This window comes from Alteromonas sp. 4NH20-0056 (assembly GCF_057539655.1).
In genome coordinates this window covers 57,351-82,242 of sequence record NZ_BAAJLS010000006.1, presented here as the reverse complement: position 1 = coordinate 82,242, position 24,892 = coordinate 57,351, and the positions used below count along the sequence as shown (strand labels likewise).

The following is a 24,892-nucleotide window of genomic DNA, read 5'->3' as shown; positions in this document are numbered from 1 at the left end:
GCGTTTTTTATTTGTTCATGTACCATAACAACAAAGCGGAACGTAATACTACATTAAGCGTAGTTAACGACATGGTACTGTAATGGCTCAACACACACCTGACGATATCATCAAACAAATAGAGTTAACCTATTTGTCGCTTTCGCCTTCAGGAAAAAAAATTGCTCATTATTTACAGCAAAACCCTATCGCCGTATTGTCTCAATCTACCTCGCAGATTGCAGAGAGTACGGGGACATCAAAAGCAACCGTTAGTCGCCTCTTTCGTCAGTTAGGCTTTGCATCTCATCAAGAGGCAAAAGCCGCCCAATCACTTGTACGCCAACAGGGAGTACCGCTTGGGCGCGCCGTTGAAACTACCGAACAGTTCCAACAAGAAATAGCGAATGTGTCAGGCACGCTAGAGGGCATTGATGCCCGCACCCTCACTACGGTTGCAGACCTCTTAGCACGTGCAAGTAAGCTAACGATTATTGGTTACCGAAATGCTTACCCGTTAGCGTTGCATTTTCGACAGCAGTTAATGCAAATAAGGCGGTCGGTATCTTTGCTACCACAACCTGGTCAAACTATTGGAGAAGATATTGTTGACCTAAGCCAAGATGATATCGTTATATTATTCGGCTTTAGAAGGCGAACTCGGCAGTTCTCGTTTGTTCTCGATGCCATTAAGCACGCACGGGTTATTCTTATTACTGACCCAACAGGTCAAGCCTATAAATCCGATGTTGAGCATTGTCTCGTCTGTCAGCTTGGTGAAACACTGCCGTTCGATAGCTACGCCGCGCCGATGAGCCTTATATCTACTTTATGCAACCTTACCTATGAAAAACTTGGCGATGCAGCCGCTAAACGAGTTAACACCATTACCGACACGTATGTTCAACTTGACGAGTTAGCCAATCCTAAATTGTAGTTAAAACGCAACCGAGCCATAAAGTAACAAGAAAAGGTAATCTCATCGGGATACACATCATAATATCGACACCAATGGAACAAACGTTTCACTTGACTTGACGTAGAAACAATTGTTTCATAGAGTTATCTTTTATTTTTAGTAAGTCTTAACGTGTCGTCTCCCTTCGTTTATTTACCTCAGCCTAATCAACGCGCCACTGAGATACTTGTCGATAGCCAATCAAAGGCTCTGGACGGTTTGTCGCTAGCGGTAAAAGATTTATTTCATATGAAAGGGTTACCTACCACGGCGGGCAACCCCACTTGGTTATTGACGCATGCTTACCCAGAAGTAACAAACTCGACCGTAACAAGGTTACTGGAAGAAGGGGCTGTATTTGTCGGTAAAACCATAACCGATGAACTCGCTTACAGCTTGAACGGTCAAAACAAACACTACTCGCCCCTCGACAACCCAGCGGCTTTGGGTCGAATTCCTGGCGGTTCATCGTCAGGCTCCGCCGTCGCGGTATCGCTGTTACAGGCAGATATTGGTTTAGGCACAGATACAGGCGGATCAATACGAGTGCCATCAAGCTATCAAGGGTTATGGGGGCTACGCACCACTCACAACGCAATATCGTGCGATAACATGGTGCCACTTGCGCCGTCGTTCGATACTATAGGCTGGATGACGCGTGATATCGACACCATGCTTGCGGTATCGAACACCTGCTTATCATCGGCGCGAACACACAGCAATGAACCGGTCCATATCGATGTAGAGCGTGCTCGTTTTGGTATTGCTACACATTTATTCGAAAACGTTGCGCATGAATCGAAGTGTACCCATTTTATTGAAGCGTTAACGAAGAAATACGACTGTAAGGCGCTTGACGCAGACGAGCTAAATCTAGCGCGCTTAAATACTGCAAATACCTTTCGCGTGCTACAAGGCGCAGAAATTTGGCAGCAGCACGGAGCGTGGATTTCGACGCATAACCCCGACATTGCTGATGACATTAAGGTTCGTTTTGATTGGTGTAAAACGCTATCGGCCTCAGATATAAACCAAGCAAAAGAGCAACAAGCCCATATCGTTGCGCATCTGAATACGCTTTTTACTAAATACGATGTACTAGTCATACCCACTACGCCCGGTATTGCACCGCGATGCGATGCTGACGATGAAACATTGGCAAATGATAGGAATGCCTTGTTATCCCTTACTGCAATTGCAGGGTTAACCGGATTACCTCAGCTTCATTTGCCCCTTTTTACCTTACACAACGCCCCGTGCGGATTATCGCTGGTAGGCAAAAAAGACAGTGACATTGCGCTAATAAACCTTGCCAAGGCTTTCCTTGAAAACGTTAACGCAAAAAACGCTGCTTAATAATTGGAATAGAACAATGAGTGAAAAACATAATATTGCCTTTACGGCTCCCCATTTCGCCGCATCTCAAGTCGGTTTATCCATTTTAGAGAAAGGCGGTACGGCGATTGAAGCAATGGTTGCAGCGGCAGCCTCTATCGCCGTGGAGTATCCCCATATGAATGGCATGGGCGGTGACGGGTTTTGGCTAATTAGCGAACCTGGCAAGGCGCCTGTTGGCATAGATGCGTCGGGTGTATCAGCACAAGGGGCTACGCCTGAATTTTATGCTGGTGAGAGTGTAATTCCAAGTCGCGGCGGTAAGGCTGCATTAACCATGGCAGGCGCGGTAGCGGGATGGCAGGAAGCGCTTGAGATTAGCCATGAGTGGCAAGAAGGTTTGTCATTAAGTACTTTATTTGATACTGCGATTAGTCAAGCTAATTGGGGGATTGAAGTAACACAAAGTTTGTCAGACGCAAGTCATAAGACGTATGATGATCTTGCTGATGATGTGAACTTTTCCCCCTTTTTGATTAAAGGCAATGCCCTAAAAAAAGGGAAGATTTTAAAGCTAACGGCGTTATCTAAGACATTGACTCATTTGGCAGAAAAAGGACTAGGCGACTTTTATCATGGCGAGCTTGCAGAGAAGTTAGCGCAAGATTTAGAAGCGGCAGGCTCCCCTATTCGCCTTGACGATTTTAAGCAGTACAAAGCCAAACGCGTTAACCCTCTTAGCGTTACAACCAGTAAAGGGACCTTGTATAACTTACCCGCACCAACACAAGGCGTCGCATCATTAATTATTCTCGCGCTTTATGACAAGGTACAGCATTTAGGCAGCACTGATGCCGATATGGTTCATCTGCTCATTGAATGCACTAAGCAAGCGTTCATCGCACGCAATGCCAATGTTACCGACCCCTCTCGTACGCCGGTCGACTTACAGAGCTTATTAGCCGATAGCGTTCTTGAAGAGATGGCCACCCACATCAATATTGATACGGCCCAACCTTGGCCCCACGCGGCGAAGCCGGGCGATACCATTTGGATGGGGTGCTGCGACAGCGAAGGCCGTATGGTAAGTTACATCCAATCGTTATACTGGGAATTTGGCTCAGGCATAGTAAGCCCACAAACAGGAATTGTTTGGAATAATCGGGGGACTTCATTTTCGTTAGACCCATCGAATAATCAATATCTCGCACCAGGGTTGAAGCCTTTCCATACCCTTAATCCAGCCTTTGCAGAACTTAGCGACGGCAGACGCATGAGCTACGGTACTATGGGCGGAGAAGGTCAACCTCAGACGCAAGCAGCACTGTTCGCACGCCACGTATATCACAACCAACCTATTGCCAAAGCGATAGGTTTAGGACGATGGCTTCTTGGTCGTACATGGGGCGATGAAAGCCATAACCTCAAAGCTGAGCGGGATTTGGTTGAATATGTTGGTGATAGCCTCCTGGCGCGAGGTCATGACATGGTCACAGTAGCACCTTGCAATGAACTGATGGGCCATGCAGGAGCCATTATTCGCGATACAAAAGGTGCAGTAGAAGGCGCTAGCGATCCTCGCAGTGACGGTAAAGTATTTACAGGTCATTACAACAAACACACGAATTCATAGAGACCCTTTATTTATGCAGTTCTTATTAGATAATCTAACGGTAATCCTGTCGTTAATGGGCACGGGTATCTTCGCAGGCTTGCTTGCAGGTATGTTGGGTGTGGGTGGCGGCATTGTTATCGTTCCCGTGCTGTTCTTCTTATTTCAAGCATTGGGCGTGTCACCGGATAGCGCAATGGTTATTGCGACGGCAACCTCGTTGGCTACGATTGTTCCTACATCTATCAGTTCTATTCGTGCGCACAACGCGAAGGGCAATGTTGATATTGTTCTTCTTAAAGCATGGGCGCCTTTTATACTCGTTGGCGTTTTAGTTGGCAGCTATCTGGTGACTATCGTGAATGCGACTTTCCTAACCCTACTATTTGGCGTTATCGCTACGCTATCTGCAATAAATATGCTTGTGGGCAAGAAAGAAGCGATATTTAACCAGTTACCCTCGCCTGCTGGCCAATCGGTAATGGCGTCATGTATCGGGTTATTTAGTTCTATGGTAGGTATTGGCGGCGGCACGCTTACCGTACCGACCCTTACATTTTGCAATTACCCAGCACATAAAGCGGTAGGTACCGCTGCCGCTGTGGGTTTAATCATTTCGCTTCCTGCCGCGCTGACCTTATTGTTTGTCGGCACCGCGCCGGCAGATGCGCCGTTTGCAACCGTGGGCTACGTAAATCTATTAGGCTTTGCATGCATCGTTCCGCTTACGGTGTTGTTTGCGCCTGTGGGTGCAAATATCGCGAGCAAATTAGATGCTGGGCTGCTCAAAAAGATATTCGCTGTTGTTCTTATCATTACAGGCTTGCGCATGTTAGCGCAGGCGCTGCTTTAGGAGTGCTTTTCATGCAAGGTTTTTCTCCCCTCACACCGCCACCACGCTTGTTAATGGGTCCAGGACCGATCAACTGCTACCCGCGAGTGCTGTCTGCCATGTCTACGCAATTAGTGGGACAATATGACCCCGTAATGACAGGTTATATGAACGAAGTCATGGCTCTTTATCGCGATGTTTTCAACACTAAAAATCAACAAACACTGTTGGTCGATGGTACCTCGCGTGCAGGCATTGAAGCCGTATTGGTGTCTGCCATCGAACCTGGCGACAAAGTATTGGTACCTATTTTTGGTCGATTTGGACACCTTCTTGCTGAAATAGCAGAACGAGCAGATGCACAAGTACACACGATAGAAGTGCCGTGGGGTGAAGTGTTCCAACCCGAACAAATAGAAGACGCTATAAAACGCGTTAAACCCAAAATGCTTGCAATAGTGCAAGGCGATACATCGACCACTATGCTTCAACCTCTTGCCGATATTGGTGAGATTTGTGAGGCTCACGATGTCCTTTTTTACTGCGATGCCACCGCATCTATCGGGGGAAACCCACTTGAGGTCGATGCATGGAAACTTGACGCGGTATCCGTTGGCTTACAAAAATGTCTTGGTGGTCCATCTGGCAGTGCCCCTGTCACATTGAGTGATAAGTTTGTTTCACTGGTACGCACAAGACATCATGTGGAAGCTGGCATTCGTGATGCCCATCATAAAGACGCTCGGGGTCCGAAAATACGTTCTAACTACTTCGACCTGCCGATGATTATGGATTATTGGGGGGAGGAACGCTTAAATCACCATACGGAAGCTGCGAGCATGCTGTACTGCGCGCGGGAATGTGCACGAGTGCATCTTGAAGAAGGCCAACAAAGCGTTATTGCACGTCACAAAGTGGCGGGCGATGCAATGTTGGCAGGTATTCAAGCGATGGGGCTAATGCCGTTTGGCGATCTTAACCACAAAATGTATAACGTGGTAGGCGTCCATATCCCAGAAAATATTGACGGGGAAGCGATTCGTGAAACGCTACTCCTTCGTTTCAATATCGAAATTGGTACGAGCTTCGGACCGCTTAAAGGCAAAATATGGCGTATCGGCACCATGGGATACAATGCGCGACAAGATGCCGTACTTCACACACTTCAATCTTTAGAAACCGCACTTAGAATGCAAGGCGTTAACACGCCTTTCGGTGCCGGGGTTGATGCAGCCCTTACCGTGTACTCGGGGGCGGCAAATGCATGAATTTGCTGATGCAGCGGCGCAGGTTATGGCGCGCTGCGAAACACTTGGTACGCTAAGTCAACAACCAACGTGTTTAGATAGGCGTTACCTGAGTGAACAACATAAACTTGCCAATCAGCTGACCTCTGGGTGGATGATAGAAGCCGGTATGACAACATGGCAAGACAGTGTTGGTAATATATGGGGTCGATTAACATCGAGTGTACCTAATGCGCCGCGCTTAATCCTCGGCAGCCATCTAGATACCGTTCCGAACGGCGGAAAGTACGATGGCATGCTAGGCGTCGTAGCCGCTATTTCGCTTGTAACTATGCTAGAGGGCAAACACCATAAACTTCCTTTTCACATCGACATTGTCGGTTTTTGCGACGAAGAAGGCACCCGATTTGGCACTACACTATTAGGTAGCCGCGCACTTACTGGGCGCTGGGAAGAACAATGGCGTCAACTTAAAGATGAGAACGGTATCTCGTTAGAAAGCGCCATGGAAGCGTTTGGCCTGAACTTTTCAGACGTCGCAAGCGCAAGTATCGCAAGCACTGACATACTCGGCTACATTGAACTTCATATTGAACAAGGTCCTGTGCTTGAGCAAGAAGGGCTACCTGTTGGTGTGGTCAACGCCATTGCTGGTGCCAAACGATTTATACTTACCGTTGAAGGAATGGCAGGCCATGCCGGAACCGTCCCCATGTCAATGCGCCATGACGCATTGTGCGCCACTGCCGAAATGATTCTTGCTGTAGAGTCTATCAGCCAGCAGCGCCCGGGTGTGGTGGCAACGGTGGGAAAAATCACTAATGCACCGAACGGTGTGAATGTTATTTCTGGAAGAACCCATTTCTCTCTTGATATTCGAAGCGAAGATGACGCCTTAAGAGACAGCGTATTAGCTGAGATTTTACATGCGTTCAATGCCATCACAATCAAACGTAATGTAACCTTATCTAGCGAACAAACCCATAGTGCCCCCGCTGTGCATTGCGATGAAACGCTAACGTCTGCGCTAATTCAAGGTACGACCAAAAGTGGTTTAACGGCCAGAGTGTTAGCTTCTGGTGCTGGTCATGACGCAATGGCAATGGCTGAAATTTGCCCCGTTGCAATGTTATTCACACGCTGTAAAGGCGGTATCAGCCACCACCCCGGTGAATCAATTATGCAAAGCGACGTTGAAGCCAGCTTAGCGGTGCTATTTAACACCATCGTAGATTTAAAGCACGATTAAGCCATTCATCAACATCGATAAATTTTCACAACAAACGTACAGGGTAAGAGGATATGAAGATTGCCAGAATTTACAACGACAACCATGGAAAGAGTCATTTTGGGGAGGTCGACATTCCGCTAAAGGATGGCGGTCCGATAGGCCTTTTATCAGAAAAGTTTGGTGCAGATAAAGTCATTTTTCGTGAAACGCCTGCTGATTATGACTTCAAGTGGCATACGGCGCCCGCTCGTCAGCTACTTTTTATTCTTAGAGGCAGCGCAGAATTTACAGTGTCAAACGGAGAAAAACGCACATTTGGTAGTGGTGATGTTTTGCTTTTAGAAGACACTGAGGGCGAAGGGCATTGTTCAAAAGCGTTGAACAATGAGATACGCCACTCTATTTTCGTCACCCTAGACGACGGGACACAATTTTAAGGTCGATGTTATCGGCATGCGGCACTGCTAAGCGCAACGTGTAAACTCGCCTTACAATAGGTGCTACATTTTTGAATATCGCTATCCCGGGAACGTGCTCTGCACCACTTCCCGGCTTTTCTCGCGCTATCTTGGTGCACCCATCAGAGAAAACCGCAAACTCCTTCGTACAAACAAAAAATTAAAATTATAAAACAACATGTTACAGTAAGAATAAACGCCAGACTACATGGTCAATTTATTGCTTACATTATCAGGTTTTCATCCATCGCGTTGACGCTTCCACCTGATAAGGATATTGCATGGTCGGTACTGATCTAATTTATTCACTAAACGACAAACCGTCGACAGCGGCCAGCCTAACCGCTGCTTTTCAGCATATGCTCGCCAGTTTTGTTGGTGTCATTACGCCAACACTAATCATTACATCTACACTCGGTTTGGCCGAACACACCCCGTATCTTGTTAGCATGGCGCTTTTTGTCAGCGGCGTGGGTACCGCAATTCAAACTAAACGCATTGGACCTGTTGGCAGTGGCCTTGTTGCTATACAGGGAACGAGTTTCGCATTTATTAGTGCACTACTTTTAGCCGGTCATAAAGTAAAAAGCGATGGCGGAAGCAGCGAAGACGTATTGGCCTTGTTATTTGGGTTAACGATGGCAGGAGCATTGGTAGAAATTATTTTTAGTTTTTTTGTCGTACACCTAAAGCGAGTGATCACCCCTCTCACAACAGGGATCGTTATTTCGGCCATCGGTTTGTCGCTTATAAACGTGGGGATGACCGACCTGGCTGGTGGCTTTGGTGCCGAAAATTTTGGCAGCATCGAAAATTTAGGCGTGGGCGTAAGCGTACTACTCATCATTGTTTTCTTAAATGCATGTGAAAATGCATGGTTAAGGTTAAGTGCAATATTTATTGGCATGATAGTGGGGACACTCTATGTAGCGTTTAATTCTGGTATAGCGTTAACCAATATGACTAACCTTCCCGTTATAGCTATCCCTCACCCCTTCGCGTTTGGACTTGATTTCGATATAACGCTGTTTCTACCTATTGCCCTTATCTATTTATTTAGTGCGATTGAGACCGCTGGTGACCTCACGGCAAACAGTCTGTTTTGCAAAGAGCCGGTAAACGGCCCGCTTTACTTGTCTCGCATAAAAGGTGGCATATTAGGTGACGGGGTTAACTCGTTAATTGCCGGCGCATTCAACACATTCCCGAATACCACGTTCGGCCAAAACAATGGCGTTATTCAACTTACTGGTGTCGCAAGCAGAAAAGTAGGGCTATTTGTTGCAGCACTCTTCATGATTATTGGATGCTTTCCCTTTATCGGTGGACTATTACAAGCTATTCCCAAGCCAGTTTTAGGCGGCGCGACATTAGTGATGTTTGCTATGGTTGCCGTAGGCGGGCTAAAACTGCTTGCCACCTATGCGCTAGACCGTCGAAGTAGCCTAGTCACTGCGTGCTCACTGGGTATGGCAATTGGTGTAATGATGGTTCCGCAATCGCTTGCTCAACTGCCAAACTGGCTTGAAAACATCTTGTTATCGCCTGTGACCTCAGCAGGGTTAGTTGCGGTCATTCTCGACAGTGCCCTTCCTGGCCGACATAACACGAGTGAGATGAAAAACAATGAAGAGCATACTATCGATAGCAACATTTTAATTGGTGCAAATCGCCGGTGACACTCACCGTGATGGTGCAAGCCTTCCATTAGATACAAATCATTTACATTTTAAGAGCATGAGAAGAAGAATAAAACAAACATTTTATTCAACAAATTCAATATCTTAATAAAAAACAAAAAATAGACCAACTGGTTAATAAATTGGCATTCTTCCTGCTTTTTCATTGTTAAAAAACGCGTATATCAATAATAAAAAGCCTGCACCAAAGGCCACAATGAAATTGAGGAAACCATGAAACACACAACGTTCAAATTATCGCCGCTAAGTCGCGCTTTAGCATTAAGCGCCGTGATGTCGATTTCGGCTACTGCCGTAGCGCAAGAAGACAGCACTCTTCCGAATGAAGCAGATGTTGAAAAAATTGAGGTCAAAGGGTCGTTAGGTAGTCTACCCGGGCAAGACGTTGAATCGGTATTTGGTTTCGGTAAATCTATTCTTGAAACCCCTCGTTCGGCGTCTACCATCTCTCAAGAGCAGATGGAACGCTTTAATGTATCTGACATTGATGAGCTGGTTGCATTTGCTCCAGGTACGTTCACACAATCATTTTTTGGTGTAGCAGGCTCATTAGATGTTCGCGGGACGCCAGGGGAAACTTACTTTCGAGGCGTTAAGCGACTCGATAACCCCGGTAATTACCCTACGCCTATCGGTGCATCTAGCCGAATCGATATTGTACGAGGCCCAGCCTCGCCCATTTATGGTCCATCCAAAATTGGGGGGTACCTAAACTTCAACCCCAAATCTGCCCGTGCTTCATCGGGTCAGTATTTAGACAAGCCTGAAGGCGCGATGTCGTACACCACTGGTTCATGGGAAAAAAGTATCCTTACTGCTGAGGTAGGGGGCCCTGCGTCTGTCGGTGGAAAAGAGATGGGATATTATCTCTATGGTGAATTGGAAAACTCTGGTAGCTATTACGACAATACTGCAACTGATCAAACCGTACTTCAAGCTTCATTCAACGTAGATATTACCGACAATTTACGCTTAGAGTTTGGCGGTATGTATCATGACTTTGACGGCAACCAAGTTGCTGGATGGAACCGTCTTACGCAAGACTTAGTAGATACTGGCACGTATATTACCGGGACGGCATTACCACTTGATACCGACGGTGATGGCCAAATTAGTCATGAAGAATACGGCGCAGTAAATATTGCGGGTAACAGCTTCTTTTACGTTCCTGCCTCCTCTTTTACCGACGACGAAGCCACCGATTTAATGAAGCTTCAAAACGTAGGCTCAACCACGCTAAAGGGTAATCAAGTGCTCGTTGCACCAGACGATCAGTTGGCAAACGAAGCGATTACGCTCTATTTCGACACTATCTATTTCTCAGACAACTGGGAAATACGCAATCAGTTTTTCTACGATGCATATGACAACATCAATGAAAATGCTTACGGCTTTTCACAGTTTCATGATAGCTGGGTGATAGAAGACAAGCTTATTTTTGCTACTGAATACGAAAATGACAGTTTGCTTGCACAGTTTCAGTTCTCTCCCTCTATACGTTACACCGACTTTGAGCACGGCGACGACTTTACGTTTGAGTATTTCAACCGTCGTGATCTAACCATGCCGTCATCCGCATTAGACAAGCGTTTATTGTCGACACGCTCTGGCAAGAACTATGATAACTACGATGTAGGTAACTACCTCGACCTTGGCATTGCAGCAATGACCGACCTTACCTGGGAATGGGGTTTAAATCTCGTGTTAGGTGCTCGTTATGACACTATCGATATAGAAAGTACATCACGTACCGATTTGCTCTTATTTGCAGCAGGGGACGAAACGCCTGAGTATGCCGAAGAAACGGTTGATGGCTGGTCGTGGAATGCGAGTATCTCTTATGAATTTGAATTTGGTCTAATCCCTTACTTTACCTCAGCAGAGCAAGCTACATTAGTAGCAGGGCAAGGCGCGGAAATAGGCGTAGGGCAATTAAATCAACCCGGTGGTAGCGGCGCGTTTGATACCTCAAAACTCACTGAATATGGTATCAAGGGCTCACTTCTTGATGACACGCTATATTTCGCGTTATCAGCGTTTGAACAAGAGCGTACCGACTTCAATACACAAAATACTGTAACGAATAACACCACGAATAACAAAGGCACAGAATTTGAACTGCGCTGGGTTGTAAACGAAAATCTCGTGATGTCTGCAGGCTATACCAATATTGAAGTGATTAACCTTACCGCTAAAGAGAACGGTAACCAGTTTGGCTTCCTAGGCGCTGAAGATTTAGTGAATCTTTCCGACCCATCCCTAGTATTTGGTGGAAACGTAATTGGTTTAAACCTTATTGGCGAAGGTTTTGCTAATACAGACGGTCGCAAAGCCGGTATTCCAGAGAACATCTACACACTTACCGCCACCTATGACTTCCAAAATGGTTATGCTGCAAATGTGAGTGTTGTTGACGTTGATGAAGTGGCATCTGGATTTTCTGCCTCTGTAATATTGCCTTCATACACGTTGGTAAACGCAGGAATTTCATATCAAACCGAAGACTGGTCAGTAAATGTAACTGTGAAGAACTTAACGGATGAGCGTTATTTCCGTTCTAACTTCCCTGACTTATTCGGCAGCCAAATCATTCTGCCTGAACTCCCTCGCCACTGGAATGCGAAGTTCGCTTATCGATTCTGAGCGTGAAGGTTTAACCGAAAAAGGCGCGTAAATGCGCCTTTTTTATTATCTTCTTTGTTGTTGTAATGACGCATATTTTTTAGACAACATCTTATCAACCTGCTGTTTAATCGCGTTTTTTGATACCGGTTTTGAAATAAAATCACTCATTCCTGCGTCATAACACGCCTTTTTATCGCTTTCTGAAGTATTCGCCGTGACAGCTATAATTTCGCCGATACCGCCAAGCCCCCCTTCCCCGCAGATAATTCTTGATGCTGCGATTCCATCAAGCACCGGCATGGCAATGTCCATGAAAATCAGATCAAATTTTGTCGCTCTGGCCATCATTAACGCTTCTTCGCCGTTTTCGGCCTCTGCCGCCGTGCAGCCCAAATCTTCAAGCATTGACCCAATAACCAATCGATTGATATCGTTATCATCCACGACCAGTATAGAGAGTGACTGAGGATCAATGGCGCTATGCGATGCAGTTTTTGCTCTGGCGTCTTCAGGTACTACTGAACTTGCATGAACGGGAATGATAATATCAAAACAGGTTCCTTGTCCTACCACAGAACGGAAATCAATCTCGCCATCCATTTTCTCGACAAGTTTATTAACGATCGGAAGGCCCAAGCCTGTATCCATACTCATCTCGGAATGCGCATTATCAACACTAACAAAAGGTGTAAACAATGTCGCTTGCGTTTCATCCGACATGCCCACCCCAGTATCTTCAATAGATACTAATAGATTGAGGCCTTCAGCTCGTTCTTTTAGCGCAACGTGCAAGGCAATATGTCCTTCGTTACTAAACTTTATTGCGTTACTTAATAAATTGGTAATAATTTGACAAATACGCGTGGCATCACCGTAAATGGTAGTTTTTCCTGCAAATGAAAACGCGGTATAGAGACGAAGTTGTTTTTCAATGCATTGGCGTTCATATTCATTCACGATATCTTCCAAACACGCTCGAATACAAAAATCGTTCATTTCTAAGGAAAACTTTCCATTGGATATTTCAGTGAAATCCAACACATCATTTACCATTCTAACAAGGCGGTTGGTACTATTGATGGCATGGTCTGTTTTTTGTTCTCTAACGAGTGTCCGTTCTTCAAACTTTAACGTTTGCAGCATACCGCTAACGCCGTTAAGTGGCGTTCTAAGTTCGTGACTTATTCTATTGAGCAGTAAATCACGTTCGTGGAGCATTCTTTCAGCCTCACGTCTTCGAGAATCAAGCTCCATTCGTAACCTAACCGATTTATCAACGTTTTGCACCGTGCCAAACAACCGAACACTTTCACCGTCCACAGCATCTATCATGCCGTGTGTTTCTATAAAAATCTCTTTTCCTTTCGCCGTCACAAGCGTAAGTACTGACGACCAAGGTTCCCCGGTGGTAATCGCATGATTTACTATTTCAGTTATCCGTTCCCTGTCTTCACCTTCTTTATAAAAGCTGATTGCATTGTCAAGCGTGGGGAGAAAATCATCGGGCACCTCGTGAATTTTACGTGTCTGAGATGACCACACAAGCGTGTTGGTCTCTAAATCAACCTCCCATGTTCCAATATTGGCAACAGATTGAAGTTTCTCAAAGAGCACTGCTGTAGTGTTAGACGACGCGTGATTCATGATGGGTACCACTGGCAAAAATAATTATCGAACAGTTAAAGCATAACGGAATAGAAACAAAACAAACATTAACCATTTGAATAATAAAACAGCAAAAGGTTATCAAGAAGAATACCATTTTGAACAACAAAGGTATTTGCTAAAAGTAGCGTTTTTACCCTCCCCGTAGGCAGAGAAACATTGGACTAATGCTTAGCCTTTCGCTCTGTTTTTACCTTGTTCCTTGGCTTCGAATAAATAAACATCAGCGCGTTCTATCAATTCTATCGCCCCTAGCTCGATGAATTCACGGGCGGGCCCCGTTGCGTAACCTGCGCTTATCGTCACACGACCGTTAATACCATCGGCATGAGGTAGGGCCAAGTCATAGACGTTTTTTACCATTGCATTGGCAATCGATTCTACTCCCTTCCTGTCGGTATAGGGCAAAATAACCAAGAATTCTTCACCACCAAAACGTATCGCAGCATCGAATGGTCTTTTAGCGGATGCGTTTAATGTAGACGCTATATTTTCTAAGCAAACATCCCCTTGAATATGACCATATCTGTCGTTATAAAACTTAAAAAAATCAATATCAATCATGACTGCGGATACCATCGCTTCTTCACGTGCAATCTGTTTTATGAGTCTTGGTATTTCATTACTGAGGTATAATCGATTGAATAGCCCTGTTAATTGGTCTTTAAACGTCATTTCTTGAAGTAGCTCGGTACGTAACTTATTTTGCAGCTGATTTTTGATTCGGTGGACTAACGTGGATGCCGTAACCGGTTTAACAACATAGTCACTTGCCCCTACTGACCAACAGGCATTTTCACTCTCAATATCCATGGTTGCGGTGACAAATATAACTGGAATAGATGACAAGACACTGTCCGCCTTGAGCGCACGGCATAAGTCCAGACCATTCATGTCTGGCATATTCATATCTAATAAAATGAGGTCAGGTTGAGATTGGTTACAGCGCTCTAATGCATCTTTACCACTTTGGGCTGTCTCGTAACCAAAATACGGTTCCAGTATAGACGCCAACAAGGTGCGCGACATTAGCTCATCGTCAACGATAAGTACCGAGCAGTCTGAAAAGGGTTTTAAATCAAAAAACATTATAAAAGTATACCATGCGATACGCTTAACTCTGAATCTCCTAGACATGTTACCGTATCACACGCTCGAAATTTTCATATATATTTCATAGTGGTATTCGTATTTTTTTACTTACGCTAGTATCGTCAGGACCTGTATATTAAACTTTCTGCTCTCAATAGCGTATTAGTACACATGCGCAAGCTTTCGACATAAGTGGTCTAGCTTGTACCCTCTAAACAACAGAAAACTGATGGATTGACATGGAACACGTAGCAAAAACATCACAATTAACCTTGTGGAATCGAGACGCTGCACTTGCTCGCCTCGGCAATAATGAATCGCTGCTTGAAAAAATAGTCGTCATGTTTCTAGAGCAGATAAACAGCAAAGTTGAGTCGTTGCAAGAAGCTGTTAGTGCAAAAGATGCCGACAGGATTCGTTTTGTTAGTCATGCTATAAAAGGTACTTCAGGCGATGTGGGGGCTGAGGCATTACATCACGAAGCGTCGCATCTTGAGGAACTCGGTCGCAGTGGCAATATCGATAACATTGACAGTGAGTTTCAATCGTTCATGTCGACCGTTAACGACACCGTCACCGCGATGAAAGCGTAAACAGCATCACGCCATTTCTATCGCTTCCACTTGTGAGTAGAAATACTGCTTTTCATCTTCTTCTAGAAAGCTTGCAGCAAAGCTGTTTAATACCAGCTGTTTAAGTTGCATCGGCGTAATCGGAAGCGCTTTTGCGAGTGCGTTAAAATTGTCATTTAGAAAACCACCAAAGTATGTAGGGTCGTCTGAATTAACGGTCACTAACAATCCACTCTCAAGCAACGACAGAATATTATGCTGACGAAGATCATCAACTACACAAAGCTTAAGGTTACTCAATGGGCACACCGTTAACGGAATTTGGTGCGTTTCAAGATAGCGCATCAGTTTTTCATCTTCTTGGCATCTCACGCCATGATCGATACGGTCAACATCGAGCAGGCGGATAGCCTCCCAAATATATTCTGCCGGCCCCTCTTCTCCCGCGTGGGCAACGATTTTAAAACCTAACGCTTTCGCTTTCTTAAATACGCGTTCGAACTTTGATGGAGGGTGTCCAAGCTCAGAACTGTCAAGCCCAACCGCTGCAATGTCGCTATAGTATGGCTCAGCCTCTGCTAGTGTCTGAAAAGCGTCGTCTTCAGACAAATGGCGTAAAAAAGACATAATAAGTAAGCTTGACGTGCCATACGCTTTTTTAGCATCCCGCATGGCGCGCAAAAAGCCTGGCATGAAAACATCAAACCCTACTCCTCGCTGTGTATGGGTTTGCGGGTCGAACATAATCTCAGTGTGAACGATATTATCTTCATTACATCGCTTTAAGTAATCCCACATGAGGGCATAGAAATCATCTTCATCGTTTAATACACTTGCCCCTGCATAATAAATGTCTAAAAAGCTTTGTAAGTCGGAAAAATTGTAGGCAGCTGAGATCTCGTCCACGCTATTGTATGCGAGTGTGATATTATGCTTTCTTGCCAGGTGCCACATAAGCTCGGGCGTTAAACTGCCTTCAATGTGAAGATGCAGCTCAGCCTTTGGCAGTTTTTGAATATAGGTTGATAACGTCATGGCCCCTCACTTCTGATTTCGCCCCACCATAATGCAATTGAATCATTATGGTGCACAAAATCAACTTCTATGGTTGAATTATGTAGTGGAAGTGGAGTTCTCTCGCTCCATCGTTTTTATGCGAATACCGGCTCTTATCCGCCTTTTTAATTCGCATTGCTGACTTATTGTCGTCTGGCTACAGGTAAGGTAGCACAAAACGCACCAATAAGTTGACTATGTGGTCAGCTTATTGCTTCTCACCAAGAAGAATAATAAACGACTCAACAAAATAGAGAACTATTGATGTCTACTTCAATTATAGAACACCTCTTCAAACTGCATGCTCACGGCACGACAGTCAAAAAAGAAATAGTTGCAGGGTTAACTACGTTTGCAGCCATGTCATACATTTTAGTCGTAAATCCTAGTATCTTAGGGCTAAGTGGCATGCCAATAGAAGGCCTTATCACCGTGACGGCGCTTGCGGCATGTATTGGTACATTGTTAATGGCGCTGATGACCAATTACCCGATAGCATTAGCGCCGGGCATGGGGCTTAATGCCTTTTTCGCTTTTACCATTTGTATGTCGCGAGAAATCCCTTGGGAGGCAGCGTTAGGCATTGTATTTTGGAATGGGATTTTATTTTTGATTTTATCGCTTACTGGGGTAAGAACAAAAATAGCAGAGGCTATTCCCCCCGCGCTAAAAATAGGTGTTCAGTGTGGTATAGGCTTATTTATCGCGTTTATTGGATTGAAAAATGCAGGGCTTATTGCCGACAACCCAGCCACGTTTGTCATGTTAGGCGACTTGTCAGATCCGGCCGTTATGCTGGCCTTTGCAGGCATTATCTTTACTGTTGTTATGATGGTTAAACGAGTAACCGGCGGTATTTTATTATCCATCATTTTACTAACGGTGATTGGCGCATTTATCCCAACAGAGTCAGGCATGTTAACCCCGGTCCCCGAAGCCATTATCGGAATGCCAGAACCCATTTCGTCTACATTTTTTGCCATGGACTTCTTATACCCGATAGAAAACCTTGCACAAACATGGGACCTTATTTTTGCGCTTATGTTTGTAAACATGTTTGATACGATCGGAACACTTATTGGTGTATCGCGTCGCGCAAACCTTCTTACACCCTCTGGAAAACTGCCAAAGATAGGCGCAGCAATGACTGCAGATGCTAGCGCCAGTGTGGTAGGCGCTGTTATCGGAACCTCTCCGGTTACAAGCTATGTAGAGTCTGCTACAGGGGTCTCGCAAGGCGGTAGGACTGGATTAACGGCAGTGGTCGTCTCGGTATGCTTTTTATTAGCGTTATTTTTAACACCATTGATGAAAGTTATTCCATTAATGGCTACCACACCAGCGCTAGTGATGGTAGGTATACTTATGATGGAGTCGATTCGCCAGATTGATTTCGATGACTTAGGTGCACTTGCGACGGCAACGGTTGCATTATTGGCCATGCCACTTACATTCAGCATCAGTGAAGGCATTGCTCTTGGGTTTATAACGTTCGTGGGTATAAAACTTGGTACTGGACAATATAAAGAAGTGAGTAAACTAACCTACGCTCTAGCCTTTATTTTTCTTATTCGCTATGCGTTAAACCTTAAATAACCCGTTAATATTAAATGTAAAAACGCCGCTCTGTTGAGCGGCATTTTTATTAATCAAACATCATGAAGGAAGGCTGCACTAACAAAAAAGGCTATTTCAAACCATCATAGCTAAAGGTAACGGCTTTATCGCCCATAAAAACGACCTTGATAAGTTTATCGTCTTCTTCACCCCACGTACAAGCGGTAGTTCCCATCATGTTACCGCAGTTATCTGCGCCACCAATAATCGCCTCAACCTCTTGTTGTGACATGCCTATTTCTAACAATTCGTAATTTTCTTTCGTCAACTTGCTGCACCCTGCTAATGCAAAAAGTGCAACTATTGTTAGTAATAACTTCGCTTTCATCATCGTCTCCTATTATTGTTGTTCTTCAACGGGAAAATGCTCAACCCAATGCTGGGCTATCGCCTCACGTGTGGTAAGCCACACCTTATCGTGGCTTTTTACGTACTGTAAAAACTTCTTAAGTGCGGCAAATCGAGCAGGACGGCCAACGATCCTGCAGTGCAGTCCGATGGATAACATTTTAGGTGCATCTTTGCCTTCTTCATATAATACGTCAAAGGCATCTTTCAAATAATTGAAAAACTGTTCACCGCTATTGAAACCTTGCGGCGTAGCAAAGCGCATGTCATTAGTATCAAGCGTATACGGCACCATTAATAAAGGTTTACTGTAGTGGTGATCGTAATAAGGTAAATCGTCGGCGTAACTGTCCGCGCAATATAAAATATCATCTCTCTCGGCAATAAGCTTCAATGTATTCGGGCTTGTTCTTCCGGTATACCAACCAGCAGGCTTTTTCCCTGTAAGTTGTTCGTGCAACAAAATAGCTTCATCAATTTGCTTACGCTCTTGCGCTTCGCTCATGTCTTGGTAGTGGATCCAACGCATTGCATGAGAGGCAATTTCCCATCCGGCTGTTAACATCGCCTGCACTGCGTCTGGGTGTCGCTGTAACGCCATAGTAACGCCGAATACGGTTACCGGCACGTTATTGTCGGTAAACAGTTTATGCAACCGCCAAAAACCAACACGACTGCCATACTCATAGATAGATTCCATGCTCATATGACGATCGGTATACGCTTGCGCTCCAATAATTTCTGAAAGAAAAATTTCCGATGTTTCATCTCCATGAAGGACAGAGTTTTCACCGCCCTCTTCATAGTTCAGTACGAATTGAACGGCAATTTTCGCGTCATTTGGCCACTGAGGATTGGGGGGCGTAGCCCCATACCCTTTCAAATCGCGTGGGTAATTATGATCAGTCACACATTATCTCCTGCGTAACGTGCGGGCACGGCTAACTCACACCCACCAAGCACCAACTTAATGAGCTCGCGAGTAGCGTGCTCATAATCGGCTTTAACCATTTTCTTGCCACGTAGGCGAGTAATCTGAGCTGAAAAATCCGCATAGTGCTGAGTACTTGCCCAAATCGTGTATAACAAGTGTTCTCCATCGACATCAGGAAGCTTATTGACAGATTTCCACCCTTCAATAACGGCCAAACGACCTTTCATCCAAAGTCCGTGTTCTTCATCAAAGTAGCCGCTTAAATTTTCAGCGCCATTGATTATTTCCATGGCAAATATGCGAGACGCGAGTGGGTGCGTCCTAGACACTTCCATTTTTTCAGCAATATAGTCTGCAAGTACTTCTGCGGGATCATCGTCAACTGTTGCCTTGTCGAAATGCGAGTTCCATAACGATAGGGTTTCTTCCAAAACCGCAACATACAGCTCTTGTTTAGATTTAAAATAATAAAGCACATTGGTTTTTGGCAGTGCCGCTTCATCAGCAATCTTTTGAACAGCGGTACCTTTAAATCCGTACTGAGCAAAACACTTTTCCGCGGCTTGAAGGATTTTTTTCCTATTTTGGGCACCAACGCCAGCTTCTATGCATTTCTGTTTTATCATGTGTGGCTTCTTCCTTTCTCGCTCGCATGCTTTTTTGATAGTGAATTAATGGCATTGCCAGCTGCATTATCAGATAGTACCGCCGCTACGCGCACGAATAAAGTCATTAACGAGACTCTTTCTGGCTTAATCAATTAATGATGGCAAAACGTGCACGGTTCTTGCGTACTATTCTTGTGTATCGTACGTGAATACCGTCATGAAGACATGACGCACAGACCCAAACTTCAAGCGGTTTTAGTGTATTACGTACCTTACATTTTTCATCTGCGAATAAATGGCCTTTTTAATATTGGCTTTTTTTATAAGCAAAAAATTGACCAAGTGGTCTACTTTTATGATAAAAATACCGCTATATTAATGGATATACAAATGAATATAACTAAAAGGTACGGGTATGATTCGTTTTCTTATTGATGAAGAAACCGTTGAAATAGATGAAGTGAGGGCTGACCTTACACTTTTGCAGTTCATCCGTGAACATCGTCAGTTATCGGGTACAAAAGAAGGCTGTGCCTCTGGAGACTGTGGTGCCTGTACCCTCGTAGTTGCCGAACCAAACGCTACGTTTTCAGATTTGCACTATCGTACATTGAATAGTTGCATTACATTAATGGGCGCCCTACATGGCAAGCAACTTATCACGGTAGAGCACATTAGTGACAAAGACACGCTGCACCCCGTTCAGCAAGCCCTAGTTGATTATCACGGCTCGCAATGCGGTTTTTGTACGCCAGGTTTCATCATGTCTATGTTTGCGCTTTACCATAGCAATACTCAACCGAATAGAGATGACGTTCTCAATGCGCTATCTGGCAACCTTTGTCGTTGCACTGGCTACCGACCTATCATTGAGGCGACATTGGCAGCATGTGCTGAAGCACCTAGCGATAAGTTTGTTAAAAGACAAACCGAAACATTGGCCACATTAAAATCCTTTTCCGAGGTGGATGAGTGCGGAACTACTCACTTGGTGACCCCGACTAGTCGAACTCAGTTAGCAAAAGCAATATGTGACTACCCCTCGGCGCCATTGGTTGCAGGTAGCACTGATCTAAGCTTACGCTTTACTCAACAATTACATACTGCAGATAAAATTATCAGTCTTTCGCAGGTGCAAGAGCTCAAAGTATGCACCAAAACCGAACATTCGCTTATTGTTGGTGCGGCATTGCCGTTTAGCGACCTTGCGCCGACACTACTATCATATTTTCCTCAGTTAGCTGAGCTCATCACTCGATTTGCGTCGCTTCCTATCAGGAACCAAGCAACCCTGGGCGGTAATGTAGCTAACGCCTCGCCAATTGGCGACATGCCACCCGCTTTATTGGCCCTAAACGCCATTGTACATATTGATAATGGCGAACAGCGCAGAACCGTTCCAATTAACGATTTTTTCAAAGGCTATCGTCAAACTGATCTTGCGAAAAACGAGTGGTTGTCAGCACTAGAGTTACCGTTTGTCAGTGATAGCCATCGTATTGCTGCTTACAAAATATCGAAGCGTCTTGAAGATGATATTTCAGCCGTCTGTGCTGTCTTCAATGTCACCGTAAACGATGGCGTTATAACGGAAATGTCGACCGGTTTTGGCGGCGTCGCAGCAACCCCTGTTAAGTGTGAAGCATTAGAAAAAGCATTAACAGGGCGTGCCCTTGCTAGCAGCGAATGTTTGAACTTAGGGAAGCAAATACTTTTCGACGCTTTCGACCCAATCGATGATGTACGAGCTACAGCACAATACAGAAAAACAGTTTTAGCCAACTTGTGGCATCGCTTCTGGTTAGAAAACCAAACTCAAAATGCTATTGAAACTCGGGTGGTTCAACATGCGTAAACTTATTGACAGTACTGATACGCAGCACGCTTCGAAAGTCGTTCATACTAGCCAAAAACACGAAAGCGCTATTCGACAAGTAAAAGGTAGCGCGAACTACGTCGATGATATTGTTGCTCCACGTGATACCTGCTACGCAGCGGTCGGCCTAAGTACGTGTGCAAAAGGCACGCTTACCTCGTTGGACTTACGTGCAGTAAAAGAAAGCGACGGTGTTATCGATGTAATTTCGATTGATGATGTACCGGGTCACAAGGATATCGGGCCGGTATTTAAAGGCGACCCGCTATTGGCCGACGGCGAAATAAAGTTTTATGGCCAACCGGTTTTTGCAGTGCTTGCTACATCGGTAGCGTTGGCACGAAAAGCGGCGTTGAAAGGCAATATGGTAGTGGGCGATGAAGCCCCTACGTTAACTGCATCTTCTGCACACGCTAAACACCAGTATGTTCGCCCTATGCATGAATTTGGTACGGGCGATGCTACACGCGCCATCACCGATGCGCCTCATGTTGTATCGGGTTCATTGTCAATTGGCGGGCAAGAGCACATGTACCTAGAAGGTCAAGTATCACTAGCGGTGCCCGACGAAGACGATCGTATACACATCTACACATCAAGTCAGCATCCTAGCGAAGTACAAAAGCTGGTTGCTGAAGTGCTAGACACAAAACTGCATAAAGTGGTCGTTGATATGCGACGCATGGGTGGCGGTTTTGGCGGTAAGGAAACGCAGGCAGCCCAGTGGGCATGTCTCGCAGCGTTGTTAGCGAAACGAAACCGCTGTGCGGTTAAATTGCGTCTGCCTCGGAATGTAGATATGCACGTTACCGGAAAGCGACATCCTTTCGAAAACCACTATGAGCTTGGCTTTGATGAGCAAGGCAAAATTTTGGGAACGACACTTGAGATCAATGGAATATGTGGTCATTCTCCCGACCTTTCAGATGCGATTGTCGACAGAGCCATGTTTCACGCTGACAATGGCTACTTTCTTGGTGAGAGCCATATTGTTGGACATCGCCTTCAAACCAACATGGTTTCTCATACTGCATTTCGCGGATTCGGTGGCCCTCAGGGCATGATTATGGCTGAGTCCATGCTTGATGCTATCGCCCGTAAGCTTCGCATTGACCCGTTAACGGTGAGAAAAACCAATTTGTACGGTGATGCAACTGGGGATACTACGCCATATGGTATGAAAGTGGAGCACAATTTATTGCCTGAAATGATTGCTAAGCTTGAGGAAGAGGGTAATTATTGGGCTCGCCGCGAATCGGTTTCAGCGTTTAACCGGTCAAGCCCTATTATTAAAAAAGGCCTTGCCCTGACGCCAGTAAAATTTGGCATCTCGTTTACCGCGAAGCACCTTAATCAAGCCGGCGCTTTAGTGCATATTTACACCGATGGAAGTATTCAAGTGAATCACGGTGGAACCGAAATGGGCCAAGGGCTTCACACCAAAATCGGGCAAATTGTTGCCAATGAATTTGGGGTATCGTTGGACATGATTGAGGTAACCGCAACGCGAACAGATAAAGTGCCAAATACTTCCCCTACCGCAGCATCAAGTGGAACGGATTTAAACGGTAAAGCAGTACAAAATGCATGTATAACCCTAAAAAATCGCATAGCAACATGCTTTGCAGCTAGCGTAGCATTGCCCGACCGTTCTGACGACGTTATCTTTTCAAATGGCTACGTTACCTTAGATGATCATAGCGCGTCGTTTTCTGACGTAATTCAAATGGCTTACTTCGAACGCGTATCGTTATCTTCCAGCGGGTTTTATAAAACGCCTAAATTACACTATAACCGAGATACTGGAGATGGTAGGCCATTTTTCTATTTCGCCTACGGTGTTTCGCTAAGCGAAGTCTCAATAGACACGCTTACTGGCGAGTATACGGTTGATAGCGTCGACATCATCCATGATGTAGGCGATAGTTTAAACCCCGCTATTGATATCGGTCAGATAGAAGGTGCCTTTGTGCAAGGTATGGGGTGGTTAACTACCGAAGATCTTAAGTGGAACAATGCTGGTAAGCTTATCAGTGAAAACATGGCAACCTATAAAATTCCAGCCATTGGCGATACCCCGCCGCATTTTAACGTTAGCCTATTCGGCCGCAAAAATGCCGAAGATAGCATTTATCATTCAAAGGCGGTGGGCGAGCCCCCTTTCATGCTAGCGATATCCGTTTGGTGTGCACTAAAAGATGCAATATCAAGCATTTCGGGATATTCACAAGATCCGCAGCTAGACACACCAGCCACTCCTGAACGAGTGCTAAATGCAGTGCTAGCAATGCAAAGTATGCAGGCGAAGTAAATGAGACAACCAACGACATGGTATGAAGCCGTCGCTATGTGTCAGCACGCAGCGCAACCTTACGTATTAGTAACCGTTATTAGTGCGGCAGGCTCTACGCCGAGAGAAACAGGCAGCAAAATGGTGGTGACTAATGCTGCTAGTTTCGACACCATTGGTGGTGGTCATTTAGAGTATGATGCCATAAGCACGGCAAGGACATTATTGGCGAAAGGTCATACCGGCACTGAGGTATGTTCGTACCCTTTAAGTAGTAAATTAGGCCAGTGTTGTGGCGGTGCAGTGAAAGTGCTATTCGATGTGTGCAATATCCATCAACAGCATATTGCGATATTTGGTGCAGGCCACGTTGCCAAAGCGTTGGTGCCTATTTTATCTCAATTACCGGTACATATTTCGTGGATTGATAGCAGAGCGTCCTTGTTTCCAGACGCTATGCCCGGGAATGTCGTTTCTATTATCGAAGACGCCCCAGAAACAGAAGTTCGGCAGCTACAAGATAATAGCTGGATTATTATTCTTACTCATGATCATCAACTTGACTATCGGATTGTCGAACAAGCCCTGAAATACCCATCGTTACCTTTTGTCGGTCTGATAGGCTCTGAAACAAAGGCCAAGCGATTTATTACTAAATTACAACACAGAGGTTTTGACGATAACGCGCTTAAGCGTTTGGTAACGCCGATTGGAATGAAGCATATTCCAGGAAAGCGTCCGATTGAAGTTGCTGTATCCATTGCTGCACAAATTATTGCGCGTATTCACAACCATTCAGAAACCGAATTAAATGAAACACCCGCGGTGAATTCGACCGCTAAGCAAGTGTGAGCCAT

General features: G+C 45.1%; 20 protein-coding genes. 14 read left to right on the top strand and 6 right to left on the bottom strand.

Annotated features, from left to right (window positions below; genetic code table 11):
- Nucleotides 1–82 precede the first annotated feature (82 nt).
- From AC27EZ_RS12415 to AC27EZ_RS12375, 9 genes are all read left to right on the top strand, one after another.
- Complete coding sequence (locus AC27EZ_RS12415; protein ID WP_487135616.1) at nucleotides 83–916, top strand: MurR/RpiR family transcriptional regulator; 834 nt, start codon at nucleotides 83–85, stop codon at nucleotides 914–916.
- Nucleotides 917–1,069: 153 nt separating this feature from the next.
- Nucleotides 1,070–2,293: an amidase gene (locus tag AC27EZ_RS12410; RefSeq protein WP_487135615.1), complete on the top strand. Its 1,224-nt coding sequence runs from the start codon at nucleotides 1,070–1,072 to the stop codon at nucleotides 2,291–2,293.
- 16 nt (nucleotides 2,294–2,309) lie between these two features.
- Entirely contained in the window at nucleotides 2,310–3,905 is a 1,596-nt protein-coding gene (locus AC27EZ_RS12405) for a gamma-glutamyltransferase family protein (RefSeq protein WP_487135614.1), read from the top strand.
- A gap of 13 nt (nucleotides 3,906–3,918) precedes the next feature.
- On the top strand, nucleotides 3,919–4,737 hold the full coding sequence (locus tag AC27EZ_RS12400) for a sulfite exporter TauE/SafE family protein (protein WP_487135613.1): 819 nt from the start codon (nucleotides 3,919–3,921) through the stop codon (nucleotides 4,735–4,737).
- An 11-nt stretch (nucleotides 4,738–4,748) separates the two neighbouring features.
- Entirely contained in the window at nucleotides 4,749–5,984 is a 1,236-nt protein-coding gene (locus AC27EZ_RS12395; protein ID WP_487135612.1) for a pyridoxal-phosphate-dependent aminotransferase family protein, read from the top strand.
- Nucleotides 5,977–7,212, top strand: coding sequence for an allantoate amidohydrolase (locus tag AC27EZ_RS12390; protein ID WP_487135611.1), 1,236 nt, complete (start codon nucleotides 5,977–5,979; stop codon nucleotides 7,210–7,212). Before AC27EZ_RS12395 ends, AC27EZ_RS12390 begins: the two co-directional genes overlap by 8 nt.
- Before the next feature lie 53 nt (nucleotides 7,213–7,265).
- Complete coding sequence (locus AC27EZ_RS12385) at nucleotides 7,266–7,631, top strand: cupin domain-containing protein (RefSeq protein WP_487135610.1); 366 nt, start codon at nucleotides 7,266–7,268, stop codon at nucleotides 7,629–7,631.
- Nucleotides 7,632–7,933: 302 nt separating this feature from the next.
- Nucleotides 7,934–9,331, top strand: coding sequence for a uracil-xanthine permease family protein (locus AC27EZ_RS12380; protein WP_487135609.1), 1,398 nt, complete (start codon nucleotides 7,934–7,936; stop codon nucleotides 9,329–9,331).
- 234 nt (nucleotides 9,332–9,565) lie between these two features.
- Complete coding sequence (locus tag AC27EZ_RS12375) at nucleotides 9,566–11,995, top strand: TonB-dependent siderophore receptor (protein ID WP_487135608.1); 2,430 nt, start codon at nucleotides 9,566–9,568, stop codon at nucleotides 11,993–11,995.
- A gap of 45 nt (nucleotides 11,996–12,040) precedes the next feature.
- Here the strand turns inward: AC27EZ_RS12375 and AC27EZ_RS12370 are convergent, their stop codons facing one another.
- Complete coding sequence (locus AC27EZ_RS12370; protein WP_487135607.1) at nucleotides 12,041–13,621, bottom strand: response regulator; 1,581 nt, start codon at nucleotides 13,619–13,621, stop codon at nucleotides 12,041–12,043.
- 192 nt (nucleotides 13,622–13,813) lie between these two features.
- Nucleotides 13,814–14,731 carry a diguanylate cyclase gene (locus AC27EZ_RS12365; RefSeq protein WP_487135606.1) on the bottom strand — a complete coding sequence of 306 codons (918 nt, stop codon included), beginning with the start codon at nucleotides 14,729–14,731 and terminating at the stop codon, nucleotides 13,814–13,816.
- Nucleotides 14,732–14,973: 242 nt separating this feature from the next.
- Here AC27EZ_RS12365 and AC27EZ_RS12360 point away from each other — a divergent pair, with 242 nt between their 5' ends.
- Nucleotides 14,974–15,327 carry an Hpt domain-containing protein gene (locus tag AC27EZ_RS12360; RefSeq protein ID WP_487135605.1) on the top strand — a complete coding sequence of 118 codons (354 nt, stop codon included), beginning with the start codon at nucleotides 14,974–14,976 and terminating at the stop codon, nucleotides 15,325–15,327.
- A 6-nt stretch (nucleotides 15,328–15,333) separates the two neighbouring features.
- Here AC27EZ_RS12360 and AC27EZ_RS12355 read toward each other — a convergent pair whose 3' ends face one another.
- Nucleotides 15,334–16,341 carry an adenosine deaminase gene (locus tag AC27EZ_RS12355; protein WP_487135604.1) on the bottom strand — a complete coding sequence of 336 codons (1,008 nt, stop codon included), beginning with the start codon at nucleotides 16,339–16,341 and terminating at the stop codon, nucleotides 15,334–15,336.
- Nucleotides 16,342–16,626: 285 nt separating this feature from the next.
- Here AC27EZ_RS12355 and AC27EZ_RS12350 point away from each other — a divergent pair, with 285 nt between their 5' ends.
- A complete protein-coding gene (locus tag AC27EZ_RS12350) occupies nucleotides 16,627–17,958 on the top strand; it encodes an NCS2 family permease (protein ID WP_487135603.1) in 1,332 nt (443 codons plus the stop codon).
- Nucleotides 17,959–18,049: 91 nt separating this feature from the next.
- On the opposite strand, the gene AC27EZ_RS12345 is transcribed toward AC27EZ_RS12350, so the two are convergent.
- From AC27EZ_RS12345 to AC27EZ_RS12335, 3 genes are read right to left on the bottom strand one after another with little or no spacing between them, the layout of a single operon-like run.
- Nucleotides 18,050–18,307, bottom strand: coding sequence for a DUF3862 domain-containing protein (locus tag AC27EZ_RS12345; protein WP_487135602.1), 258 nt, complete (start codon nucleotides 18,305–18,307; stop codon nucleotides 18,050–18,052).
- A 12-nt stretch (nucleotides 18,308–18,319) separates the two neighbouring features.
- Nucleotides 18,320–19,237, bottom strand: coding sequence for an allantoinase PuuE (puuE, locus tag AC27EZ_RS12340; protein WP_487135601.1), 918 nt, complete (start codon nucleotides 19,235–19,237; stop codon nucleotides 18,320–18,322).
- The gene (locus AC27EZ_RS12335; protein ID WP_487135600.1) at nucleotides 19,234–19,887 is read right to left on the bottom strand and encodes a TetR family transcriptional regulator C-terminal domain-containing protein; all 654 of its coding nucleotides are present in this window, start codon (nucleotides 19,885–19,887) and stop codon (nucleotides 19,234–19,236) included. Before AC27EZ_RS12335 ends, puuE begins: the two co-directional genes overlap by 4 nt.
- 397 nt (nucleotides 19,888–20,284) lie before the next feature.
- Here AC27EZ_RS12335 and xdhA point away from each other — a divergent pair, with 397 nt between their 5' ends.
- Genes xdhA through xdhC form a run of 3 tightly spaced genes read left to right on the top strand, consistent with a single transcriptional unit; the run spans nucleotide 20,285 to nucleotide 24,887 of the window.
- Nucleotides 20,285–21,724 carry a xanthine dehydrogenase small subunit gene (xdhA, locus tag AC27EZ_RS12330; RefSeq protein ID WP_487135599.1) on the top strand — a complete coding sequence of 480 codons (1,440 nt, stop codon included), beginning with the start codon at nucleotides 20,285–20,287 and terminating at the stop codon, nucleotides 21,722–21,724.
- Nucleotides 21,717–24,056, top strand: coding sequence for a xanthine dehydrogenase molybdopterin binding subunit (gene xdhB, locus AC27EZ_RS12325; protein WP_487135598.1), 2,340 nt, complete (start codon nucleotides 21,717–21,719; stop codon nucleotides 24,054–24,056). Before xdhA ends, xdhB begins: the two co-directional genes overlap by 8 nt.
- Nucleotides 24,057–24,887, top strand: coding sequence for a xanthine dehydrogenase accessory protein XdhC (gene xdhC, locus AC27EZ_RS12320; RefSeq protein WP_487135597.1), 831 nt, complete (start codon nucleotides 24,057–24,059; stop codon nucleotides 24,885–24,887). It abuts the gene before it with no gap.
- Nucleotides 24,888–24,892: the final 5 nt, after the last annotated feature.